This window comes from Paraburkholderia megapolitana (assembly GCF_007556815.1).
GTDB lineage: Bacteria > Pseudomonadota > Gammaproteobacteria > Burkholderiales > Burkholderiaceae > Paraburkholderia > Paraburkholderia megapolitana.
On sequence record NZ_CP041745.1, the window covers coordinates 1,391,113 to 1,411,393 of the forward strand.

The 20,281-nt window shown below is 62.9% G+C and carries 21 protein-coding genes; 10 read left to right on the plus strand and 11 right to left on the minus strand.

Going from position 1 to position 20,281, the window contains the following annotated elements; all coding sequences use genetic code 11:
- Nucleotides 1-33 precede the first annotated feature (33 nt).
- From FNZ07_RS19625 to FNZ07_RS19640, 4 genes are all read left to right on the plus strand, one after another.
- Nucleotides 34-468 (plus strand): group II truncated hemoglobin, encoded by a 435-nt coding sequence (locus FNZ07_RS19625; RefSeq protein ID WP_091018369.1) that lies wholly within the window; start codon nt 34-36, stop codon nt 466-468.
- A 59-nt stretch (nt 469-527) separates the two neighbouring features.
- On the plus strand, nt 528-2,198 hold the full coding sequence (locus FNZ07_RS19630) for an FAD-dependent oxidoreductase (protein WP_091018366.1): 1,671 nt from the start codon (nt 528-530) through the stop codon (nt 2,196-2,198).
- Nucleotides 2,199-2,322: 124 nt separating this feature from the next.
- Complete coding sequence (locus FNZ07_RS19635) at nt 2,323-3,054, plus strand: alanyl-tRNA editing protein (protein ID WP_091018364.1); 732 nt, start codon at nt 2,323-2,325, stop codon at nt 3,052-3,054.
- Nucleotides 3,051-3,659: a DUF924 family protein gene (locus tag FNZ07_RS19640; protein WP_091018362.1), complete on the plus strand. Its 609-nt coding sequence runs from the start codon at nt 3,051-3,053 to the stop codon at nt 3,657-3,659. The genes FNZ07_RS19635 and FNZ07_RS19640 overlap by 4 nt, the downstream gene beginning before the upstream one ends.
- A gap of 142 nt (nt 3,660-3,801) precedes the next feature.
- On the opposite strand, the gene FNZ07_RS19645 is transcribed toward FNZ07_RS19640, so the two are convergent.
- The 10 genes from FNZ07_RS19645 to FNZ07_RS19690 form a co-directional block, all read right to left on the minus strand.
- Nucleotides 3,802-4,548, minus strand: coding sequence for an SDR family oxidoreductase (locus FNZ07_RS19645; protein WP_091018360.1), 747 nt, complete (start codon nt 4,546-4,548; stop codon nt 3,802-3,804).
- A gap of 86 nt (nt 4,549-4,634) precedes the next feature.
- A complete protein-coding gene (locus FNZ07_RS19650) occupies nt 4,635-5,219 on the minus strand; it encodes an LOG family protein (RefSeq protein WP_091018358.1) in 585 nt (194 codons plus the stop codon).
- Nucleotides 5,220-5,222: 3 nt separating this feature from the next.
- A complete protein-coding gene (locus FNZ07_RS19655; RefSeq protein ID WP_091018356.1) occupies nt 5,223-5,948 on the minus strand; it encodes a TetR/AcrR family transcriptional regulator in 726 nt (241 codons plus the stop codon).
- Between the two features lie 221 nt (nt 5,949-6,169).
- Nucleotides 6,170-6,838: a diacylglycerol kinase gene (locus FNZ07_RS19660; protein WP_170275799.1), complete on the minus strand. Its 669-nt coding sequence runs from the start codon at nt 6,836-6,838 to the stop codon at nt 6,170-6,172.
- 14 nt (nt 6,839-6,852) lie between these two features.
- A complete protein-coding gene (locus FNZ07_RS19665) occupies nt 6,853-7,884 on the minus strand; it encodes a glycosyltransferase family 4 protein (RefSeq protein ID WP_091018354.1) in 1,032 nt (343 codons plus the stop codon).
- A gap of 39 nt (nt 7,885-7,923) precedes the next feature.
- Entirely contained in the window at nt 7,924-8,865 is a 942-nt protein-coding gene (locus tag FNZ07_RS19670; RefSeq protein WP_091018351.1) for a UDP-2,3-diacylglucosamine diphosphatase, read from the minus strand.
- A 157-nt stretch (nt 8,866-9,022) separates the two neighbouring features.
- Nucleotides 9,023-9,463: an RDD family protein gene (locus tag FNZ07_RS19675; protein ID WP_091018691.1), complete on the minus strand. Its 441-nt coding sequence runs from the start codon at nt 9,461-9,463 to the stop codon at nt 9,023-9,025.
- Nucleotides 9,464-9,566: 103 nt separating this feature from the next.
- Entirely contained in the window at nt 9,567-10,313 is a 747-nt protein-coding gene (locus FNZ07_RS19680) for a DUF3106 domain-containing protein (protein WP_091018349.1), read from the minus strand.
- A 16-nt stretch (nt 10,314-10,329) separates the two neighbouring features.
- Nucleotides 10,330-10,752, minus strand: a complete 423-nt coding sequence (locus FNZ07_RS19685; protein WP_091018347.1) for a DUF3619 family protein — start codon at nt 10,750-10,752, stop codon at nt 10,330-10,332.
- Complete coding sequence (locus FNZ07_RS19690; RefSeq protein WP_091018345.1) at nt 10,749-11,312, minus strand: RNA polymerase sigma factor; 564 nt, start codon at nt 11,310-11,312, stop codon at nt 10,749-10,751. The genes FNZ07_RS19685 and FNZ07_RS19690 overlap by 4 nt, the downstream gene beginning before the upstream one ends.
- A gap of 457 nt (nt 11,313-11,769) precedes the next feature.
- Between FNZ07_RS19690 and FNZ07_RS19695 the strand changes: the two genes are divergently transcribed.
- The 6 genes from FNZ07_RS19695 to FNZ07_RS19720 all read left to right on the plus strand — a co-directional run bounded on the left by FNZ07_RS19695 (nt 11,770) and on the right by FNZ07_RS19720 (nt 18,581).
- Complete coding sequence (locus FNZ07_RS19695; protein ID WP_091018342.1) at nt 11,770-13,533, plus strand: acetolactate synthase 3 catalytic subunit; 1,764 nt, start codon at nt 11,770-11,772, stop codon at nt 13,531-13,533.
- 130 nt (nt 13,534-13,663) lie between these two features.
- Nucleotides 13,664-14,155 (plus strand): acetolactate synthase small subunit, encoded by a 492-nt coding sequence (ilvN, locus tag FNZ07_RS19700; RefSeq protein ID WP_091018340.1) that lies wholly within the window; start codon nt 13,664-13,666, stop codon nt 14,153-14,155.
- Nucleotides 14,156-14,278: 123 nt separating this feature from the next.
- The gene (gene ilvC / locus FNZ07_RS19705) at nt 14,279-15,295 is read left to right on the plus strand and encodes a ketol-acid reductoisomerase (protein WP_091018338.1); all 1,017 of its coding nucleotides are present in this window, start codon (nt 14,279-14,281) and stop codon (nt 15,293-15,295) included.
- Nucleotides 15,296-15,425: 130 nt separating this feature from the next.
- Nucleotides 15,426-16,064, plus strand: coding sequence for a phosphatidylserine decarboxylase (locus FNZ07_RS19710; protein WP_091018336.1), 639 nt, complete (start codon nt 15,426-15,428; stop codon nt 16,062-16,064).
- Between the two features lie 20 nt (nt 16,065-16,084).
- On the plus strand, nt 16,085-16,957 hold the full coding sequence (pssA, locus tag FNZ07_RS19715) for a CDP-diacylglycerol--serine O-phosphatidyltransferase (RefSeq protein ID WP_091018334.1): 873 nt from the start codon (nt 16,085-16,087) through the stop codon (nt 16,955-16,957).
- A 79-nt stretch (nt 16,958-17,036) separates the two neighbouring features.
- Nucleotides 17,037-18,581 (plus strand): 2-isopropylmalate synthase, encoded by a 1,545-nt coding sequence (locus tag FNZ07_RS19720; protein WP_091018331.1) that lies wholly within the window; start codon nt 17,037-17,039, stop codon nt 18,579-18,581.
- A 109-nt stretch (nt 18,582-18,690) separates the two neighbouring features.
- On the opposite strand, the gene FNZ07_RS19725 is transcribed toward FNZ07_RS19720, so the two are convergent.
- Entirely contained in the window at nt 18,691-20,262 is a 1,572-nt protein-coding gene (locus FNZ07_RS19725) for a SulP family inorganic anion transporter (protein ID WP_091018329.1), read from the minus strand.
- Between the last annotated feature and the right edge of the window lie 19 nt (nt 20,263-20,281).

Below are 20,281 nucleotides of genomic sequence, written 5' to 3' on the forward strand. Positions count from 1 at the left end.
TTCGTTCCACTTTGTTGTCGAGTAGAAAACCGTATGACTGAACCAACCGAAGCAGCGGAAACTGCACCCGCCGAGACCACGGCGTTCGAACTCGTAGGCGGCGAGGCGCGTGTGCGCGAACTGATCGACCGCTTCTACGACCTGATGGATATCGAACCGGAATTCGCGGGCATTCGCTCGCTGCATCCACCCACACTGGACGGTTCGCGCGACAAGTTTTTCTGGTTTCTATGCGGCTGGCTGGGCGGCCCGGACCACTACATCAGCCGCTTTGGCCATCCGCGATTGCGTGCTCGTCACCTGCCGTTTGCGATCGGCGAGAGCGAACGCGACCAGTGGCTGCGCTGCATGGCGTGGGCGATGGAAGACGTAGGCCTCGACGCTGCGTTGCGCGAACGGCTGCTGCACTCGTTCTTCGATACGGCAGACTGGATGCGCAACCAGCCCTCTCCAGTACAGAAGATTTAGGCCCGGTGGACGCAGCAGGTCCACATCAAGGGCCTTGTGTTGATTCGATGAAATCCACCATGAACAAAGACTCTTTAGGCAAACCCAGCGATCTGTTGTCAGGCGGCAGCCGCCATCATCAGATCCATCCCACGCTCGACGAAGCGCAACTAGCAATAGTGGAGCGCTACGGCGAGCGGCGCAAGCTGAAGGCCGGCGACGTCCTTTATTCCGAAGGCGACCGGCACACGAGCATGTTCGCCATTCTGTCCGGCACCATCGAAGGGAGCAGGGGGTCCATTGACGGCCCCCGACTGCTTGGCATACATGGCCCCGGCAGTTTTACCGGCGAGGTTGGCACGCTCGCTGGCCGGGCAGCGGTGGCGACGGTGCGCGCCATCAGCGATTGCGAGGTCATCGTGATCGATGAGGAATCGCTGCACGCGCTCGTCATTGCGGAAGCGGAGTTGAGCGAAACGATCATGCGCGCCTATATCCTGCGCCGGGTCGCTTTCATCCAGGGCCAGCAAGTGGGTTTGATGGTGATTGGCAGTACGTCGTCGATCACTACGCTACGACTGCGTCATTTCCTGAGTCGCAACGGTCAGCCTGCGGCTTACTTCGATATCGTCGAGCACAGCGAGGCCCAGGAGCTGCTGACGCGCTATGACGCGACCGAAGCCGACATCCCGGTCGTGATCACGCTGCAAGGCGTCGTGCTGAAGCAACCGAGCCACCGGGCCGTCGCGGATGCCATCGGCCTGAGTCCGGACCGGCTCGACGGCGAGCACTTCGACCTCGTGGTGGTGGGGGCGGGACCCGCAGGGCTCGCCGCTGCGGTGTATGCCGCATCCGAGGGATTGACGGTCGCGGTGCTCGATGCCAAAGCCCCGGGCGGACAGGCCGGCATGAGTTCGAAGATCGAGAATTACTTTGGTTTTCCTACGGGCATATCCGGGCAGGCATTAGCGGGCCGCGGTCTGTCGCAATGCCGCAAGTTCGGCGCCGAGGTTGGCGTGCCGATAGAAGCACTAACGATCGATTGCACGGATACCCAATCGTTTCACATCGGCCTCAATCACAACGAGCGTGTTTACGCGCGTGCTGTCGTGATTGCTACCGGTGCGCGCTATCGGAAACCGGACCTACCCCGTCTCGAGCATTTTGAAGGCCGCGGCGTCTACTACAGCGCGACGTTCATGGAGGGCGGGTTCTGCAAGAACGAAGAGCTGATCATCGTTGGCGGCGGGAATTCGGCCGGGCAGGCTGCGGTATTTCTCGCGAGATTCGCGCGCCACGTGCACGTCGTGGTGCGTGGCGATGGGCTCAGCGCCAGCATGTCGGCATATCTGATCCGGCGGATCGATGCGGCGGCCAACATCACGTTGCACACGAAGACGCGGATCGTCGAATTGTGCGGCGAATCGCGGCTTGAGGCGATACGCTGGGACCGGCAGGGGCAGATCGAACACAAGCCGATGCGGCACGTTTTCCTGTTTCTGGGTGCTGAGCCGAGTACGCGCTGGCTTGGTGATTGCGTCGCCCTGGACAAGGACGGGTTCGTGCTGACCGGTGCCGATACCGGCGAACACTGGACCGCAGACCGGCCGCCCCACGATCTGGAGACCAGCCGGCCCGGTGTCTTTTCGGTCGGCGATGTGCGCAGCGGCTCCGTCAAGAGAGTGGCGGCCGCGGTGGGGGAGGGAGCAGCTGCGATTCAGGCGGTGCATCAATACCTTGCCCGGCCCTGACGACGCGATTGGCCCGGCGAATCGCCCAGTACAGTCCTGACGTGGGCGGGTGCAGTTGCCTTCTTCGCTGCGCCTCCCGGTCGGCATAATGACCGCTCGCACCAGAAATACGGAGACCCCACTCATGACCACGCGCGCACTCTTTCGCGAGGACGCCTATCTCACGCACTGCGATGCCGCGATCACTGCGATCGACGAGCAGGGCATCCACCTCGATCAGACGGTGTTCTATCCGCTCGGCGGCGGTCAGGCCGGCGACGCCGGCACCTTGACGCTCGCCGACGGTACGCACATTGCAATCGCCGATACGCGCAAGGCGAAGTTCGAAGGCGCGACCCCGGACGACGCGGTACACGTGCCCGCTGCGGACCAGGATGAATTGCTCGCACGTCTCTCCGTCGGCGATCGCGTGACCGCAACGCTCGACTGGGCGCGCCGCTACCGGCACATGCGCCTGCATACCGCGAGCCATCTGATGTGCGCGGTGCTGCCCTATCCGGTCGACGGCTGCAGCATCACGATCGACTACGCGCGGCTCGACTTCGCCACCGTCGAGCCGATCGAACGCGAGCTCGTTGAAGCGCGGCTCGCGGAACTGGTGGGCGGCGCGCACAGCGTCGCGACCGAGTGGATCACCGACGAAGAAATGCAGCAGCGTCCGGAACTCGTACGCACGATGAGCGTGAAGCCGCCGATGGGTCTCGGGCGTGTGCGGCTGCTGCGCATCGAAGGAATCGATCTGCAGCCGTGCGGCGGCACGCATGTTCGCAACACGCAGGAGATCGGTGCGTTGCGGGTTGCGAAGCTGGAGAAAAAGAGTGCGCGCACGCGTCGTCTCGTGCTGGAGTTTGCATGAGCGATAGCGACGCAACGCTCGATCCGCGTGCGCGCGATGTGCTCGAATGCTGGTTTGGTGCGCCCGATGCCGCTGGTTTCGGCGAGCCGCGCAAGCAATGGTTCGCGCGTGACGAAGCCTTCGATACGATGCTGCGCGAGCGCTTCGGCGTATTGATCGACGCGGCCCGCGAAGGCGTCTTCGACGACTGGATGCGCACGCCAGTCGGTGCGCTTGCGCTCGTGATCGTGCTCGACCAGTTCTCGCGCAACTGCCATCGCGGCACCGCGCGTGCATTTGCTGCGGACCCGAAGGCGTTGCAAGTCGCAACCGGGATGGTGGCGTGCGGCGACGACAGGCAATTGCCCACCGTACATCACCGCGCATTCGCTTATCTGCCGTTCGAACACGATGAATCGATGGCGAGCCAGCGGGAGTCGCTGCGGCTTTTTAAAGAGCTCGACGCCCAGCCCGACGGCGCACGCGCCGATTACTACCGGTTCGCGGTGCGTCACGCCGATGTGATCGAGCGGTTCGGACGTTTCCCGCATCGCAATGCGTTGCTTGGCCGGCCGTCTACTGAAGCGGAGATCGCGTTCTTGCGGCAACCGGGTTCTTCGTTCTGATTTGTCGAGCGCGGTAGTTTCTCGTGTCGTGTGCACGAATACTCGAAGCAGTTCATCGGTATCGCTGGGGCGCGCACCTGACACAACAAAGCCCGGGCAACCGCAGACACGATTGCCGCCAAAGAAGGGAAAGGACAATAAATCAGCGGCCGCCGCTGACGTCGAGCAGCGTGCCGCTCACGTACGACGACGCGTCGGTGAGCAGCCAGACAATTGCTTCAGCGACCTCGTCCGCGCTGCCGGGCCGTCCAAGCGGCGTCTGTGCGCCGAGTTGCGCGGCGCGCTCGGGCTTGCCGCCGCTCGCGTGAATCTCGGTATCGATGAGGCCGGGGCGCACCGCGTTGACGCGCACGCCGCGCGGCCCGAGTTCTTTCGCGAGGCCGAGCGTCAGCGTATCGATCGCGCCTTTGGAGCCCGCGTAATCGACATATTCGTTCGGCGATCCAAGGCGCGCCGCCGCCGATGACAGATTGACGATCGCACCGCCCGCGCCGCCGCGATCGGTCGACATGCGCCGCGCGGCTTCGCGTGCGCACAGATAGGCGCCGAACACATTGACGTCGAACAGGCGCTTCAGGCGTGCCGCGTCCATGTCGGCGAGCGGCATCGACGGGGCGACGATGCCGGCATTGTTGACGAGCGCGCTAATCCGGCCAAAGGCGTTTTCGGTGGCATCGAACATCGCGATGACTGCGGCTTCGTCGGCCACGTCGCCGGCAATCGCGACGGCCCGGCCGCCGGCGTGCTCGACTTCCTCGACCGTGACGCGCGCGGCATCCGCATCGCGCCGATAGTTGACCCCGACCGACCATCCAAGCGCGCCTAGCGCACGTGCCGTCGCGCGGCCGATACCGCGGCTCGCACCGGTGATCAGGACAACCTTGGACATGAGCGATCTCGCTGGAGAAGAGAAATGAAGAGAAGTGAAGCGGGCAAGGGCGCAGCGCACCCCGTGCCATGCGCCGCCGTCGCGACTTATACCGCGTTACGCGTTTGAACCCACTTGTCGGCCACGATCGGCTGATGACGCTGCAGCTTGTCGATCAGCGCGGTCGGGTCGCTGTCGAACTGCAGCATATCGAGGTAGGTCTGCCGCATGAAGCCTTCCTGCACCGTGTGCTCGAGCATCGCGATCAGCGGATCGTAGAAGCCGTCGATGTTCAAGAGCGCGACCGGCTTCTGGTGATAGCCGAGCTGCGCCCACGTATAAGCCTCGAACAGTTCTTCGAGCGTGCCGACACCGCCCGGCATTGCGACAAACGCATCCGACAGATTGGCCATCATCTTCTTGCGATGATGCATATCGGGCACGACGTGCAACTCGGTCAGGCCCCTGTGGCCGATTTCCTTGCTGACCAGCAGCTCGGGAATCACGCCGATCGCGCGGCCACCTGCCTCCATTACCGTATCGGCGATCGTGCCCATCAGGCCGACTTTGCCGCCGCCGTAGATGAGCGCAAGGTCGTGCTCGACGAGCGCCCGGCCAAACGCGCGGGCCGCTTCGACATACAGCGGGCGGGCTCCGCTCGATGAGCCGCAATACACACACACCGACTTCATGTTCTAACCGTCCTTCGGTTCGTTACGCGGTGCCGCGCCTTCCTTGGGCGGCAGATAATCGTAGAACTCACGCTTGGGCAGCTTGCCCGACACCAGATCGTCGAAGATCTGCCGCGAGCGGCCGCGCAGATACGGCGCCATCAACGACACCACCTGCACGCTCACCTGGTCGAGCTCGTTGCGAATCGCCTGCTGGTCGTTGTACTTGCGCGGATTCATCACGAACTGGTACGACAACCAGTAGGTCGCGATGACGCCGATGTTGGTCGCCATCACCTCGATCTCTTCGGGGGTCGCGATCATTTCGCCGTCGGTGACGAGCTGCTCGCAGAACTGGCTCGCGAAGCGCACCTTGTGGCTGATGATCTGCTTGAAGTGGGTCTCAAGCGTCCGGTTGCGCGCGAGGAGATCGTTCAGATCGCGATACAGGAAGCGATAACGCCATGTGAAATCGCTCATGTACTGCAGATACGACCACATTTCATCGATGGTCGCGCGGTGATTGTCCGGAAAACGCAGACGCTTTTCGATCTCCTGCTCGAACTGGCTGAAGATGCTGTTGATGATGTCGTCTTTGTTGCGGAAGTGGTAGTACAGGTTGCCCGGGCTGATCTCCATTTCCTCGGCGATCGTCGTCGTCGTGACGTTGGGCTCGCCAATGTCGTTGAAAAGCTTCAACGATAGTTCGAGAATCCGTTCTCGGGTGCGACGGGGAGGTTTGGCTTCCATGACGTCCGGCCCTGGTTTCGCCGGGCTGGCACGTAGCGGCAAGCCGTTGCTGCCGCTGCTGCAAAAGCCACCCGGACACGGTTGGTATGTAAGAGTATCGGACGATTATAAACCGACCGTTCTCTTTCCAGACCGGGATTCCGGGTTTTCCTTCGACAACGTAGCCTGCGGGCGTACTGCAACGCATGTCCGCGCAGGGTTAGCGCGTCTTCGGAGAATGCTCAGATGAAGCTCGCGATCCAGTGCCACGCAAGCGGGCCGACCAGCAACGCCCACGTCATCACGCAGATGCACAGCGCGACCGTCACGGCGGCGCTACCGAAGTCCTTCGCGCGTCGCGACAGTTCGTGGCGCTCGAGCGAGATGCGGTCGATTGCCGCTTCGACGCTCGAATTGAGCAGCTCGACGATCAGCACAAGCAACACCGAACCGAGCAGCAGCACGCGCGACACCGGCTCGACGGGGACCAGCACGCCGCACGGCAGCAGGATCGCGGCGAGCGTCAACTCCTGGCGAAATGCGCTTTCCTCGCGAATCGCCACCCGAAAGCCGGCCAGCGAATTCTTCAGCGCGTGCCAGGCGCGCGTGACGCCGCGGTTGCCCTTGTACGGATTGAACGGCAACGGTGCGAGCGGATCGTCGGGACCGAGCGGTTCGTGATGTTCGTGCGGGTCGTGTCCGTCGTGCGTACGGTGGGTATCGGGCGTGGCCGGCGCGTGATCCGGGTCTGGTCGCGTGACCCGGCGTATCGACGCGACATGCGAACGCGCGATACCGTCAGCGGGCGCCGTGCCGTTGTGCGTATCGTCGCGCACGTCGTCGAACGGCTCGGCGCTGGCCGTATGTGCAGCGCCCGTGTCACGCTGTGCCGGCGAAGTTCTGGCTCGCATCGATGGCGCCTTGTTCACGCGGCGGCGCTATTCTCGGCGAACGATTCGCGCTGCAGCGGCTTCAGGTGCGCGGCGAACTGGGCGGACGCGGCGGCCCATGAGAACCGCTCGGCCCACGCGCGTGCATGCTGGCGATCGATCTTCAACGCTTCGAGGCAGGCTTCGCGCAGGTCCTCGTGCATCGCGCCCGCACCGCCGGTGCCGAGCACGTCGATCGGACCGGTCACCGGGTAGGCCGCCACCGGCGTGCCGCAGGCCAGCGCTTCGAGCAGCACGAGCCCGAACGTGTCGGTGCGACTCGGGAACACGAACACGTCCGCGGCGGCATAAACCTTCGCGAGTTCCGCCTGGGTCAACACACCGAGATAGTTCGCCTGCGGATAGCGCGACTTCAGTTCGGCCAGCGCGGGCCCCTCACCGGCGACCCACTTCGAACCCGGCAGATCGAGCTTCAGGAATGCTTCGACATTCTTCTCGACAGCAACGCGTCCGACGTACAGAAAGATCGGCCGTGCACTGTTGAGCACCTTCGACTCCATCTGATGAAAGATCTCGAGGTCGACGCCACGGGTCCACAGCACGACGTTGGTGAAGCCGAATTTTTCGAGGTCGGTCTTGACGACCGGCGTCGGCGCCATCACGGCGAGCGATGCCTTGTGAAACCAGTGCAGGAAGCGATAGGTCGCGGCCAGCGGAATACCGAAGCGCGCCTGCACGTACTCCGGAAAGCGCGTGTGATACGCGGTCGTGAAGGGCAGCTTGTGCGCGAGCGCATAGCGGCGCGCAGCGAGCCCGAGCGGTCCTTCGGTGGCGATATGCAGCGCGTCGGGCGCGAACTCGTCGATGCGCCGGCTCAGCTTGCGCTTGGGGAACAGCGACAGCAGGATCTCCGGATACGTCGGGCACGGAATCGTTTTGAATTCGAGTGGCGTGAGCAGTTCGACGCGGTGGCCGAGCGCGATGAGCTCCCGCGTGGTGTTCTTCAGCGTACGCACGACGCCGTTGACCTGCGGTTCCCACGCATCGGTGACGATCATGATCTTCATCGGTTCTGGCCCAGTCGGAGTGAATCGGATAAACAGAAGTTACGCGGTGGCGGTGGCTTTCTGCACGCTGGCTTCGGGCGAGCGCATCACGGTCCAGTAGATCACCTTGAGTTCGCCTTCGAACGTCTCGACGAGTGCGGACAGACTTTCCACCCAGTCGCCGTCGTTGCAGTACAGGACCCCGTCGATGTCGCGGATCTCAGCCTTGTGAATGTGTCCGCAAACCACGCCGTCGCAGCCGCGGCGGCGCGCTTCGTCGGTCATCACGCGTTCGAACGACGAGATGAAGTTCACCGCGTTCTTCACCTGGTGCTTCAGGTACTGCGACAGCGACCAGTACTGGAAGCCGAAGCGGCTGCGGATGCGGTTGAACCAGCGGTTCAGCACGAGGATCAGCGTGTACAGCGTGTCGCCGAGATAGGCGAGCCACTTCGCGTGCTGGATCACACCGTCGAACAGATCGCCGTGCACGATCCACAGGCGTTTGCCCGCGAGCGTCGTGTGGAACGCTTCGCCGCGCACGTGGATGTCGCCGAATGCGAGGTCGCAGAACTGCCGCGCGGCTTCGTCGTGATTGCCCGGGATGTAGACGACCTGGGTGCCCTTGCGCGCCTTGCGCAGGATCTTCTGCACGACGTCGTTATGCGCCTGCGGCCAGTACCAGCCTTTCTTCAGTTGCCAGCCGTCGATGATGTCGCCGACGAGGTACAGGTACTCGGATTCGTTGTGACGCAGGAAGTCGAGTACATAGGGCGCCTGGCAGCCGCTCGTGCCGAGGTGAAGGTCGGACAGCCAGATGGTCCGGTAGCGATGCGAGGCTTCGACGTCTTCGTCGTGATGCGCCCCATGCGTGGCGGGTATCTCGGGTGGAAGCGGCAGCGGCAGGGCGCTGCCAGGAGAGGAGTCTGGGCGGAACGCGACGGGGTCGACGCTCGGGCCAATCTGGCGGAACAGGGAAGTCGCGGACGTTTTGGAGTCCATGGCTCACGCGTCGAGTTGCAGTACCCGCATTGCGCCATTGGCACGTGACTGTGCCGTGACAGTCACGAGAAGTTCTTATTACGCTGTCTCGCTTGTGCGACGGTGCGGCGGGGGAAACTCGGACGTGTGGATGTAATAAACCGCGAACGACAGTGGACTAACGCGTCGCCGTGATGATCCGCGTGCCGGCCAGCCGGTCGTGCAGGAATTGCCGTTGCGTGCCGAACAGCCCGCTCGCCGCCCAGATGACGAACCACACCCCGGCGATCATCAAGGTCTGCGGCAGCTTGAGCCCGAGCAGCGGATGCAGCGCGAGCGGTGGCAGGAACCACAGCCACGCGAGCACATAGCGTGCGATCGCACGCACCGCCGACAGCGGCGCGCCTTCTGTATCGACGACGCGCAGACGCCAGGTTTTCATCGGTAGCGTCTGGCCGCCGTGGGTCCAGAACCAGACGAAGTACGCACCGACGACAAACCCGATCCACGCCGCCAGCAGGTTGTGATGCGTGAGGCCGTTGCGCTGCTGCGTCAACGTGCTGAACAGGTAGCCCGCGATGAACACGATGCCGAACAGGATCACGCCTTCATAGGCCATCGTGGCGAGTCGGCGCCGCACGGTCGGTGCGATGAAGGTGGTTGCGGGCAAGACGGAGACAGTGGCGGAAGAGTCGGTCACGAGCGAGAGCGGAGGGAACGGATCAGGAGCCGTTGAAAATGGACGGCGCCTCGGACGGCGAAACCGGAATCGGCGTCGCGGGCACGAAGCTTCCCGCGTTCGGAATGGCCGGAGCGCCCGGCAGCAGAGCGCCCGCTCCCGATGCGCCGTTAGCCGGCAGCACGCCGCTGGCGCCGCGTTGCTTCGCGTCGATCAGACGGTCGAGATCGGTGACTTCGCTCTTGCCGGAAGGCGGCGCGCTGACGACGCTCGGCCGCCGCTTGTGCTCGCTGGCGGCGAGGCGCTCCTTCTGTTCTTCCGGCAATTGCTCGTAGGCCTTCCACGCTTTCTGACGCGCCTCGCGCGGCAGTTCTTTGGAGACCTGGTAATTTTCGCGGGCGACGCGCCGCTGCTCCGGGGTCATCCGGGCCCATTCGGTCATGCGGTCATGCAGCTGCTTTTGCGCGTCTGGCGAGAGCTTCGAATAGCGCGAGGCGATTTTCAGCCACTTGCGGCGACGCGCGTCGCTGAAGGTATCCCACTGGCTTTCAAACGGTGCGAGCGCGAGGTGTTCGGCATTGCTCAGGCGCGACCACGCGAGCGGATTGTTGTTGCTCGGTAGACGGGGAAGTTCGACGGATAGCGACGGCGTGCCCTGTTTCACAGGCGGCACGCCTGGCGAAGCCGCCCGGGGCGAGCTCGGATAGAAGCGCGGATAGGTGGCGGCGAACGCCACCAGGGCCGCGATTGCGCATCCGAAGACAACGGCGAGGCCGCGCTTGTAACTCACCCGTAGAGTCTCCCGCTCAGCGCGCGCGCGAAAGATACGCGTTGAAACCGTGATCGAGATATGCGTTGAGCGGCAGATCGTCGCTCAGCATGGCTGCATCGATGTCCGCGAGTTCCGCGGTGCGTTGCTGGTCTTCCCAGTAGCCGATCGCCACGAGGCCGACCACCAGTGCGACGAGCGGCCACGCAAGCGCGAAGCGGCGCAGCCGCGACGGACGATGTTGCGGGCCCGGTACAGGACCCGCCGCCGGCATCCCGGCGAAAGCCGGCACGAACACAGGTGCAGCCACCGGTTCCGGTTTTCTGCGGGCGAGGGCAGTACGACGCGCGAGAGCGAGTCGATCGACGGTAGCGGGCGGGATGCCGGCGGCGCTTTCGTCCAGCGCACGACGCACCTGCCGCGCAAACTCGAGTTCTTTAGTTTCGAGAGCGGAGCTCATAGCGTAATTCCTTTGGCCTTGAGCGCGTGCGCCAGCGTGTGAGTGGCCCGGGAGCAGTGCGTTTTCACGCTGCCTTCGGAGCAGCCCATTGCGGCGGCAGTCTCGGCGACATCCATATCCTCCCAGTAACGCATCAGAAACGCCTCCCGTTGACGTGCCGGTAACTTTTGGATCTCGTCGTCGATCAACTGCAGGATCTGTTCGCGTTCGATTTTCTGCTCGCCGCTTTCGGCGCCGACCGAACCATCCTGGGACTCGAACGTTTCGAGCAGGTCGAATTCGTCATCGTCGGCGCTGCCGAGCGACGAAAACAGACTGACCCACGTGTTGCGCACCTTCTGGCGACGGAAATAGTCATGCGTCGCATTCTGGAGAATACGCTGAAACAGCAGCGGCAACTCGGCAGCAGGACGGTCGGCGTATTTTTCGGCGAGCTTGATCATCGCATCCTGCACGATATCGAGCGCGGCGTCGTCGTCCCGCACGGCGTAGACCGTTTGCTTGAACGCGCGCCTTTCGACGCCCGCCAGAAAGTCGGCGAGTTCCTTGTCTGATGCCATCCGTTGGGGATTAGCGCAGCGAGCGTGCGCGTAAACGTTCGAAAAATGTCGTAAAACCCGCGGATGCTAGCAAATTTTCGCGGTGCCGGGTTGGAACACCGCACCAACAGCCCCTGCTGATGGGTGTCGCGAAAGAAAAACGAAAGCGTACGGTAAGTTGCGCAGTTGTGCTGAGGCCACTTGTAACACACCGACAAATGCGCCCAGACACGTGCCGATCGCGCTTATTACCGGCTTTCGCGCGCTTTACGCCGCGTTGCCGCAAAAAACGGCAACAATGACTTGACCGCGACACGAGCAGCAGATATCGTCGCTGGTTCGCAACATAAGTGACTGTCTCAATTGAGGTGTAGCCCAAGAAGCTCGCCTGTCAACTGGACGCGCCGCTTGAACCCGAGCCACAAGCCCGGCAGAGAGCACCCGATCAATTTTTTGCCGAAAATTCGAAAGGTGAATAATGAATATGCCCAGCGCGGAATTCTCCACGTCGGATACCACTCCCTCCCACGAATCTGAATCCATCGGCGCCACCGTGCTCATGAAGGCACTGGCCGACGAAGGCGTTGAATTCGTCTGGGGTTATCCCGGCGGCTCGGTACTCTACATCTACGACGAGCTGTACAAGCAGGACAAATTCCAGCACATCCTCGTGCGCCACGAGCAGGGTGCCGTCCATGCGGCGGACGCCTATGCGCGCTCGACCGGCAAGGTCGGCGTGTGCCTCGTGACTTCCGGCCCCGGTGTCACCAATGCGGTGACCGGTATCGCCACCGCCTACATGGATTCGATTCCGATCGTTGTGATCAGCGGCCAGGTGCCGACGGCCGCGATCGGTCAGGATGCCTTCCAGGAGTGCGATACGGTCGGTATCACGCGGCCCTGCGTGAAGCACAACTTCCTCGTGAAGGACGTGCGCGATCTCGCGGCAACCGTCAAGAAAGCGTTCTACATCGCCCGTACCGGCCGGCCCGGCCCGGTGCTGATCGACATCCCGAAGGACGTGTCGAAGACGCCGTGCCGCTACGAGCCGCTCAAGACCGTTTCGCTGCGCTCGTACAACCCCGTTACCAAAGGCCACTCCGGCCAGATCCGCAAGGCCGTCGCGCTGCTGCTGACGGCGAAGCGTCCGTACATCTACACCGGCGGCGGGATCATCCTCGCCGATGCATCGCGCGAGCTGAACCAGTTCGCCGATCTGCTCGGCTACCCGGTCACGAATACGCTGATGGGACTTGGCGGCTATCGCGCGTCGGACAAGAAGTTTCTCGGCATGCTCGGCATGCACGGTACGTACGAAGCCAACATGGCGATGCAGCACTGCGACGTGCTGATCGCGATCGGTGCGCGCTTCGACGACCGCGTGATCGGCGATCCGGAGCACTTCGCATCGCGGCCGCGCAAGATCATTCACATCGACATCGATCCTTCGTCCATTTCCAAGCGCGTGAAGGTCGACATTCCGATCGTCGGCGACGTGAAGGAAGTGCTGAAGGAGCTGATCGAGCAGTTGCAGGTCGCGGAACATGGCCCGGACACCGCGGCGCTTGCCGACTGGTGGAAGGACATCGAAGCCTGGCGCGCCAAAGACTGCCTCAAGTTCGATCGCAAGAGCGAGATCATCAAGCCGCAGTACGTGGTGGAAAAGGCGTGGGAGCTGACCGACGGCAATGCCTTCGTGTGTTCCGACGTCGGCCAGCATCAGATGTGGGCCGCGCAGTTCTATCGCTTCAACAAGCCGCGTCGCTGGATCAACTCTGGTGGTCTCGGCACGATGGGCTTCGGCCTGCCGGCGGCGATGGGCGTGAAGATGGCACACCCCGACGACGACGTGCTCTGTATCACCGGCGAAGGCTCGATCCAGATGTGCATTCAGGAACTCTCGACCTGCAAGCAGTACGAGACGCCCGTGAAGATCATTTCGTTGAACAACCGCTACCTGGGCATGGTGCGCCAGTGGCAGCAGATCGAATACAGCAAGCGCTATTCGCATTCGTACATGGATGCGCTGCCGGATTTCGTGAAGCTCGCCGAAGCGTACGGCCACGTCGGCATGCGCATCGAAAAGACGTCCGATGTGGAGCCGGCGCTCAAGGAAGCGCTGCGTCTGAAGGATCGCACAGTGTTTCTCGATTTCCAGACCGATCCAACCGAAAACGTCTGGCCGATGGTTCAGGCCGGCAAGGGCATCACGGAGATGCTGCTCGGTTCGGAAGACCTGTAACGCGGCGCGCCGCGCGAAGCCCCGTGTCCGCGTCTTCATAAAAGACGCGCTCACACGAAGGCGGCGCGGAGCGTTTGCAACAGGTTGCTCATCGACTCTGGATTAACCGGAAAACACGCGAGAACGCACTATGAGACACATTATTTCCGTGCTGCTGGAAAACGAACCGGGCGCGCTGTCGCGCGTGGTCGGTCTTTTTTCCGCACGCGGCTACAACATCGAAACCTTGACGGTGGCCCCGACCGAAGACCATTCGCTGTCGCGCATGACCATCGTTTCCATTGGCTCGGACGACGTGATCGAACAGATCACGAAGCATCTGAACCGCCTGATCGAGGTGGTGAAAGTGGTCGACCTGACTGAGGGCGCCCACATCGAGCGCGAGCTGATGTTGATCAAGGTAAGGGCGGTCGGCAAGGAGCGTGAAGAGATGAAACGGATGGCGGATATTTTCCGCGGCCGCATCATCGACGTCACCGAAAAGACCTATACGATCGAACTGACGGGCGCGAGCGACAAGCTCGACGCATTCCTCGAAGGACTCGACGCCACTGCGATTCTCGAAACTGTCCGCACCGGCGGCTCGGGTATCGGGCGCGGCGAGCGCATTCTGAAGGTGTGACGTCGTATCGATCGAAGCCGGGGTGCGTATCAACTGTATCCGCACACCCGGCCGTGCAGCACATAACGCAGCATTCCGCAGTATTCGAATTTCACTGATTTTGTATATCGCCAAGGAACAGACATGAAAGTTTTCTACGACAAGGACGCCGACCTCTCCCTCATCAAAGGCAAGCAGGTCACGATCATCGGTTACGGCTCGCAAGGCCACGCGCACGCGCTGAACCTGAAGGACAGCGGCGTCAACGTGACGGTCGGCCTGCGTAAGGGCGGCGCTTCGTGGAGCAAGGCCGAGAACGCCGGCCTCGCGGTCAAGGAAGTCGCGGAAGCGGTGAAGGGCGCGGACGTCGTCATGATGCTGCTGCCCGACGAGCAGATCGCCGAGGTCTACAGCAAGGAAGTGCACGCCAATGCCAAGCAGGGCGCAGCCCTCGCATTCGCGCACGGCTTTAACGTCCACTACGGCCAGGTGATCCCGCGTGCGGACCTCGACGTCATCATGATCGCGCCGAAGGCGCCGGGTCATACGGTGCGCGGTACGTACACGCAAGGTGGCGGCGTGCCGCACCTGATCGCCGTGGCACAGAACAAGTCGGGCGCGGCTCGCGACATCGCGCTGTCGTACGCAGTGGCCAACGGCGGCGGCCGTGCCGGCATCATCGAAACCAACTTCCGTGAAGAAACCGAAACCGATCTGTTCGGCGAGCAAGCCGTGCTGTGCGGCGGTACCGTCGACCTGATCAAGGCCGGCTTCGAAACGCTGGTGGAAGCGGGCTACGCGCCGGAAATGGCGTACTTCGAGTGCCTGCACGAACTGAAGCTGATCGTCGACCTGATCTACGAAGGCGGCATCGCGAACATGAACTACTCGATCTCGAACAACGCCGAATACGGCGAGTACGTGACGGGCCCGCGCATCATCACCGACGAAACGAAGAAGGTGATGAAGGACGTTCTGAAGGACATCCAGACCGGCGAGTACGCGAAGAGCTTCATCATCGAGAATCGCGCCGGTGCGCCGACGCTGCAATCGCGCCGCCGCCTGACGTCCGAGCACCAGATCGAACAGGTCGGTGCAAAGCTGCGCGCGATGATGCCGTGGATCGCGAAGAACAAGCTGGTCGACCAGTCGAAGAACTAAGGCTGTACGCCGCTTCGGTCCGGTGCGCAAGAAGTCTTGCGCACCGGTTCGCGCAAAAAGCCGTCCAGGCGTGCTGAACCCTGGACGGCTTTTGCTATCCTACGGTTTTACAAAAATACAGAAGCCAATCATGAATTACCCTCATCCGATCATTGCGCGCGAAGGCTGGCCGTTTATCGCTATCGCAGCCGTTGCCGCGCTGCTGATCCATGCCGTCGCGGGGTTTGGCTTCGCATGGATCTTCTGGCTGCTGCTGATCTTCGTGGTGCAGTTCTTCCGCGATCCGGCGCGACCCATTCCCACCCAGGCGAATGCGGTGCTGTGCCCGGCCGACGGCCGTATCGTCGCGGTCGAAACCACCCGTGACCCGTACGCCAATCGCGATGCGCTGAAGATCAGCGTGTTCATGAACGTGTTCAACGTCCATTCGCAACGCTCGCCGGTGGACGGCGCGATCTCGAAGGTCGAATATTTTCCGGGCGCGTATCTGAACGCGGCCGTCGATAAAGCCTCGCTAGAAAACGAACGTAACGCGGTCGTCATCAATACGGCCAGCGGCCACACGGTCACGTCGGTGCAGATCGCCGGTTTGATCGCGCGCCGCATCCTTTGCTACGTGCGGGCGGGCGAACCGCTCACGCGCGGCCAGCGCTACGGCTTCATCCGCTTCGGTTCGCGGGTCGACGTGTATCTGCCGGTCGGCAGCCGTCCGCGCGTCTCGATCGGCGAAAAGGTCTCTGCCTCGTCGACGATCCTCGCCGAACTATAAGTCGGCATAAGGAGCTTTCGATGGCCGCATTCAAACCGCGCCGGCCCCGTCGCAGCGGCGCTCCGCTGCCGCGACCGTTCCGCCGCAACAAGCCGGTCGGGCCGGAGCCGGTCGTATCGGACAGCCGCCGGGCAGCGCGCCAGCAGTTCCTGCGCAAGCGCGGCATCTATCTGTTGCCCAATGCGTTCACGACCGCTGCGCTCTTTTGCGGCTTTTTCGCCGTCGTGCAGGCGATGAACGTGCGCTTCGAAATCGCGGCGATCGCGATCTTCGTCGCGATGGTGCTCGACGGTATGGATGGTCGCGTTGCGCGCATGACGCACACGCAAAGCGCGTTCGGCGAGCAGTTCGACAGCCTGTCGGACATGGTCTCGTTCGGTGTCGCGCCCGCGCTCGTAATGTACGAGTGGGTCCTGAAGGACCTGGGGCGCTGGGGCTGGCTCGCAGCGTTCGTCTACTGCGCCGGTGCGGCGCTGCGGCTCGCGCGTTTCAACGCGAACATCGGCGTCGTCGACAAGCGCTTCTTCCAGGGGATGCCGAGCCCGGCCGCCGCAGCCTTGATCGCCGGCTTCGTCTGGCTCGCCACCGACAACCGCGTCCCGCTCCAGCTCGTCTGGCTGCCGTGGGTCGCCTTCGCGCTGACCGTCTACGCAGGCGTGACGATGGTGTCGAATGCGCCGTTCTACAGCGGCAAGGCGCTCGATGTCCGGCACCGCGTGCCGTTCGCGGCCATCCTGCTCGTCGTGGTCGCGTTCGTGCTCGTGTCGTCCGATCCGCCGTTGATGTTGTTCGGCCTGTTCGTGCTGTACGGCCTGTCGGGTTACGTGTTCTGGGCGTGGCAAACCGTGCGCGGCCGTCTGAATCCGGCCCGCTCGTCGCAACGCGAACACTGAGCGGCGCGCCTGCGGTGGCGTGAGCACCCGAATTCCATCTTTACTATTATTCCTAGACGATCCCCCACGGAGCCCAGACATGGCAGACAAGCTCATCATTTTCGACACGACGTTGCGCGACGGCGAACAGTCGCCCGGTGCGTCGATGACGAAGGAAGAAAAAATCCGTATCGCGAAGCAGCTTGAGCGGATGAAGGTCGACGTGATCGAAGCCGGCTTCGCGGCCAGTTCGAACGGCGATTTCGATTCGATCCACACGATCGCGTCGATGATCAAGGACAGCACGGTGTGTTCGCTCGCTCGCGCGAACGACAAGGACATCCAGCGCGCGGCCGACGCGTTGCAACCCGCCGATCACTTCCGTATCCATACGTTTATCGCAACGTCGCCGTTGCACATGGAAAAGAAGCTGCGCATGACACCGGACCAGGTGTTCGAGCAGGCAAAGCTTGCCGTGCGCTTCGCCCGCAAGTTCACCGACGACGTCGAGTTCTCGCCGGAAGACGGCAGCCGCTCCGACCTCGACTTTCTGTGCCGCGTGCTGGAAGCAGTGATCGCCGAAGGCGCGACGACCATCAATATCGCCGACACCGTCGGCTACGGCGTGCCGGAACTGTACGGCAATCTCGTGAAGACACTGCGCGAACGCATTCCGAATTCGGACAAGGCGGTGTTTTCCGTGCACTGCCATAACGATCTCGGGATGGCGGTGGCGAATTCGCTGGCGGGCGTGCAGATCGGCGGCGCGAGGCAGGTGGAATGCACGATCAACGGGCTCGGCGAGCGCGCGGGCAATACGTCGCTCGAAGAAATCGTGATGGCCGTGCGTACGCGCAAGGACTACTTCGGCCTCGAACTCGGCATCGACACGACGCAGATCGTGCCGGCGTCGAAGCTCGTGTCGCAGATCACCGGTTTCGTCGTGCAACCGAACAAGGCCGTAGTCGGTGCAAATGCGTTTGCGCACGCGTCCGGGATTCACCAGGACGGCGTGCTGAAGGCGCGCGATACCTACGAAATCATGCGTGCCGAAGACGTGGGCTGGAGCGCGAACAAGATCGTGCTCGGCAAGCTGTCGGGCCGCAATGCATTCAAGCAGCGTTTGCAGGAACTGGGTATTTCGCTCGACAGCGAAGGCGAGTTGAACGCCGCGTTCGCGCGCTTCAAGGAACTCGCGGACCGCAAGGCCGAGATCTTCGACGAGGACATCATCGCGATCGTCACTGAAGAGTCCGCTGAAGCGCAGGAAAAGGAACACTACAAATTCGTCTCGCTGTCGCAGCATTCGGAAACCGGCGAACAGCCGCAGGCGCGGATCGTGTTTTCGGTCGACGGCAAGGAAGTGGCCGGCGACGCGAAGGGTAACGGCCCCGTCGACGCGACGCTGAACGCGATCGAATCGGAAGTGGGCAGCGGTTCCGAGTTGCTGCTGTACTCGGTGAACGCGATCACGACCGGCACCCAGGCGCAGGGCGAAGTGACGGTGCGGTTGTCGAAGGGCGGTCGCATCGTGAACGGCGTCGGGACCGATCCGGATATCGTCGCCGCTTCGGCGAAGGCGTATATCTCCGCGCTCAACAAGCTGTATTCGAACGTCGACAAGCTGAACCCGCAGCGTTCGTAATCGATGGGGCGGCGACTGCCCCTGACGATTGAGTCAACCCCGCGTGTCGTAGAACTACGAACGCGGGGTTTTTCGCATCTGCGGTGCGCGCATGCGCGATTAGCGCGTGTTATTCCGCTGCCTCGCGGCGCCACATCCATTCGCGCCCGGTGCGCCGCGCAGCGCGTACGGGCTGCCGCACATCGACCGCGATCGCCCGGCGCGGTGCATCGGCCACGAACCTCTCGATTAACTCACGCACGTCGTGATCGACAAAATCGGCGCGCATCGCATCCACGATTAACGTCGCGCCGTCGGGAATCTGCTGCAAATAACGCTTGAGCGATACCTTGCCGAGAAACGACACGTCCTTGCGGAACGACAGCAGATAGTGGTCATCGTGCTGAGCCAAAGTGATCGGTCGCTGCAGGTTTGCGTGGAGCGCGAGCAGCACGCTGCACAGCATGCCGAGCACGATGCCGATCAACAGATCGGTGGCGAACACGCCCACCAGTGTCACGATGAACGGCGCAAACACTGCAAAGCCCTGTTTGGCGGTTGCCGCGAACAGCGACGGCTTCGTGAGCTTGATGCCGGTGAAAATCAGGATCGCGGCGAGACAGGCCAGCGGAATCAGATTGATGACGCTCGTCAGCGCGAACACGCTGACGAGCAGCAGCACGCCGTGAATCACCGCCGACAACCGGCTCTGCGCGCCCGCATGGACGTTCGCGGAACTGCGCACGATCACCGAAGTAATCGGCAAACCGCCGATCGCGCCCGCAATCAGATTGCCTACGCCTTGCGCCTTCAGTTCGCGATCGGGCGGAGCGGCGCGCCGCTTCGGATCGATCTGCTCGACGGCTTCGAGACTCAGCAGCGTTTCGAGACTCGCGACAATGGCCAATGTCATCGCGACACGCCACACATCGGGATTCGCGAGCTGGGCGAGATTCGGGCCGAAGTCGGCGAGCGCGAGTGCCGAGCGCAACGCCGCGAACGACTCGAGCACCGGCAACGCAACGCGATGCTCGGCGGGCAGTGCGAACGTCGGCGCAAACATGCTGAGCATGAGTGTCGCAGCAATCCCGAGCAGCACGACGGCGAGCGGTGCGGGTACCGCGCGCACCAGCGCGAAGCGGCGCAGCGCGGGGGTTTCCCAGGCGGCCAGCAATGCAAGCGACAGCACCGCAAGCACACAGGCTGCGAGCGACAACGCGCCGAACGGTGTGGCGATTGCGCCGGCCATTTGCGCGGTCGTCGCATCGTCGATGCCCGAAGTTATCCCGAGCGCAAACGGGATCTGCTTTACGATCAGCAGGAGGCCGATTGCCGCGAGCATGCCTTTGATAACCGGCGACGGTACATAAGCGGCAAGGCGTCCCGCCTTCAGCATGCCGAAACCAAACTGGATCACGCCCGACAGCAACACCGCGAGCAGGAACGCCGGAAAGCTACCGAGCCGCGCAATACCATCGACGACGATCACGACGAGCCCCGCGGCGGGCCCGCTGACACTGAGCCGCGAGCCGCTCAACGCAGCAACGACCAGCCCGCCGACGATCCCGGAGACCAGCCCCGCGAACGGCTCGACGCCGGATGCATTCGCAATGCCGAGACACAGCGGCAGCGCGACGAGAAACACGACGGTGCCCGCGAACAGATCGCGCGGGAACGTGGAGAAGCGAAGTCTGGCGTTCATGGTTTCGAGTGGAGTGGGT

Excerpts from the sequence above, each read along its gene's own strand:
- FNZ07_RS19685 (WP_091018347.1), bottom strand. The coding sequence starts at position 10,752 with ATGAGCTCCGCTCTCGAAACTAAAGAACTCGAGTTTGCGCGGCAGGTG.
- FNZ07_RS19720 (WP_091018331.1), top strand. The coding sequence starts at position 17,037 with ATGGCAGACAAGCTCATCATTTTCGACACGACGTTGCGCGACGGCGAA.
- FNZ07_RS19710 (WP_091018336.1), top strand. The coding sequence starts at position 15,426 with ATGAATTACCCTCATCCGATCATTGCGCGCGAAGGCTGGCCGTTTATC.
- FNZ07_RS19635 (WP_091018364.1), top strand. The coding sequence starts at position 2,323 with ATGACCACGCGCGCACTCTTTCGCGAGGACGCCTATCTCACGCACTGC.
- pssA (WP_091018334.1), top strand. The coding sequence starts at position 16,085 with ATGGCCGCATTCAAACCGCGCCGGCCCCGTCGCAGCGGCGCTCCGCTG.
- FNZ07_RS19665 (WP_091018354.1), bottom strand. The coding sequence starts at position 7,884 with ATGAAGATCATGATCGTCACCGATGCGTGGGAACCGCAGGTCAACGGC.
- FNZ07_RS19630 (WP_091018366.1), top strand. The coding sequence starts at position 528 with ATGAACAAAGACTCTTTAGGCAAACCCAGCGATCTGTTGTCAGGCGGC.
- FNZ07_RS19695 (WP_091018342.1), top strand. The coding sequence starts at position 11,770 with ATGAATATGCCCAGCGCGGAATTCTCCACGTCGGATACCACTCCCTCC.
- FNZ07_RS19690 (WP_091018345.1), bottom strand. The coding sequence starts at position 11,312 with ATGGCATCAGACAAGGAACTCGCCGACTTTCTGGCGGGCGTCGAAAGG.
- FNZ07_RS19660 (WP_170275799.1), bottom strand. The coding sequence starts at position 6,838 with ATGCGAGCCAGAACTTCGCCGGCACAGCGTGACACGGGCGCTGCACAT.
- FNZ07_RS19670 (WP_091018351.1), bottom strand. The coding sequence starts at position 8,865 with ATGGACTCCAAAACGTCCGCGACTTCCCTGTTCCGCCAGATTGGCCCG.
- FNZ07_RS19655 (WP_091018356.1), bottom strand. The coding sequence starts at position 5,948 with ATGGAAGCCAAACCTCCCCGTCGCACCCGAGAACGGATTCTCGAACTA.
- FNZ07_RS19725 (WP_091018329.1), bottom strand. The coding sequence starts at position 20,262 with ATGAACGCCAGACTTCGCTTCTCCACGTTCCCGCGCGATCTGTTCGCG.
- FNZ07_RS19675 (WP_091018691.1), bottom strand. The coding sequence starts at position 9,463 with ATGGCCTATGAAGGCGTGATCCTGTTCGGCATCGTGTTCATCGCGGGC.
- ilvN (WP_091018340.1), top strand. The coding sequence starts at position 13,664 with ATGAGACACATTATTTCCGTGCTGCTGGAAAACGAACCGGGCGCGCTG.
- ilvC (WP_091018338.1), top strand. The coding sequence starts at position 14,279 with ATGAAAGTTTTCTACGACAAGGACGCCGACCTCTCCCTCATCAAAGGC.
- FNZ07_RS19645 (WP_091018360.1), bottom strand. The coding sequence starts at position 4,548 with ATGTCCAAGGTTGTCCTGATCACCGGTGCGAGCCGCGGTATCGGCCGC.
- FNZ07_RS19625 (WP_091018369.1), top strand. The coding sequence starts at position 34 with ATGACTGAACCAACCGAAGCAGCGGAAACTGCACCCGCCGAGACCACG.
- FNZ07_RS19650 (WP_091018358.1), bottom strand. The coding sequence starts at position 5,219 with ATGAAGTCGGTGTGTGTGTATTGCGGCTCATCGAGCGGAGCCCGCCCG.
- FNZ07_RS19640 (WP_091018362.1), top strand. The coding sequence starts at position 3,051 with ATGAGCGATAGCGACGCAACGCTCGATCCGCGTGCGCGCGATGTGCTC.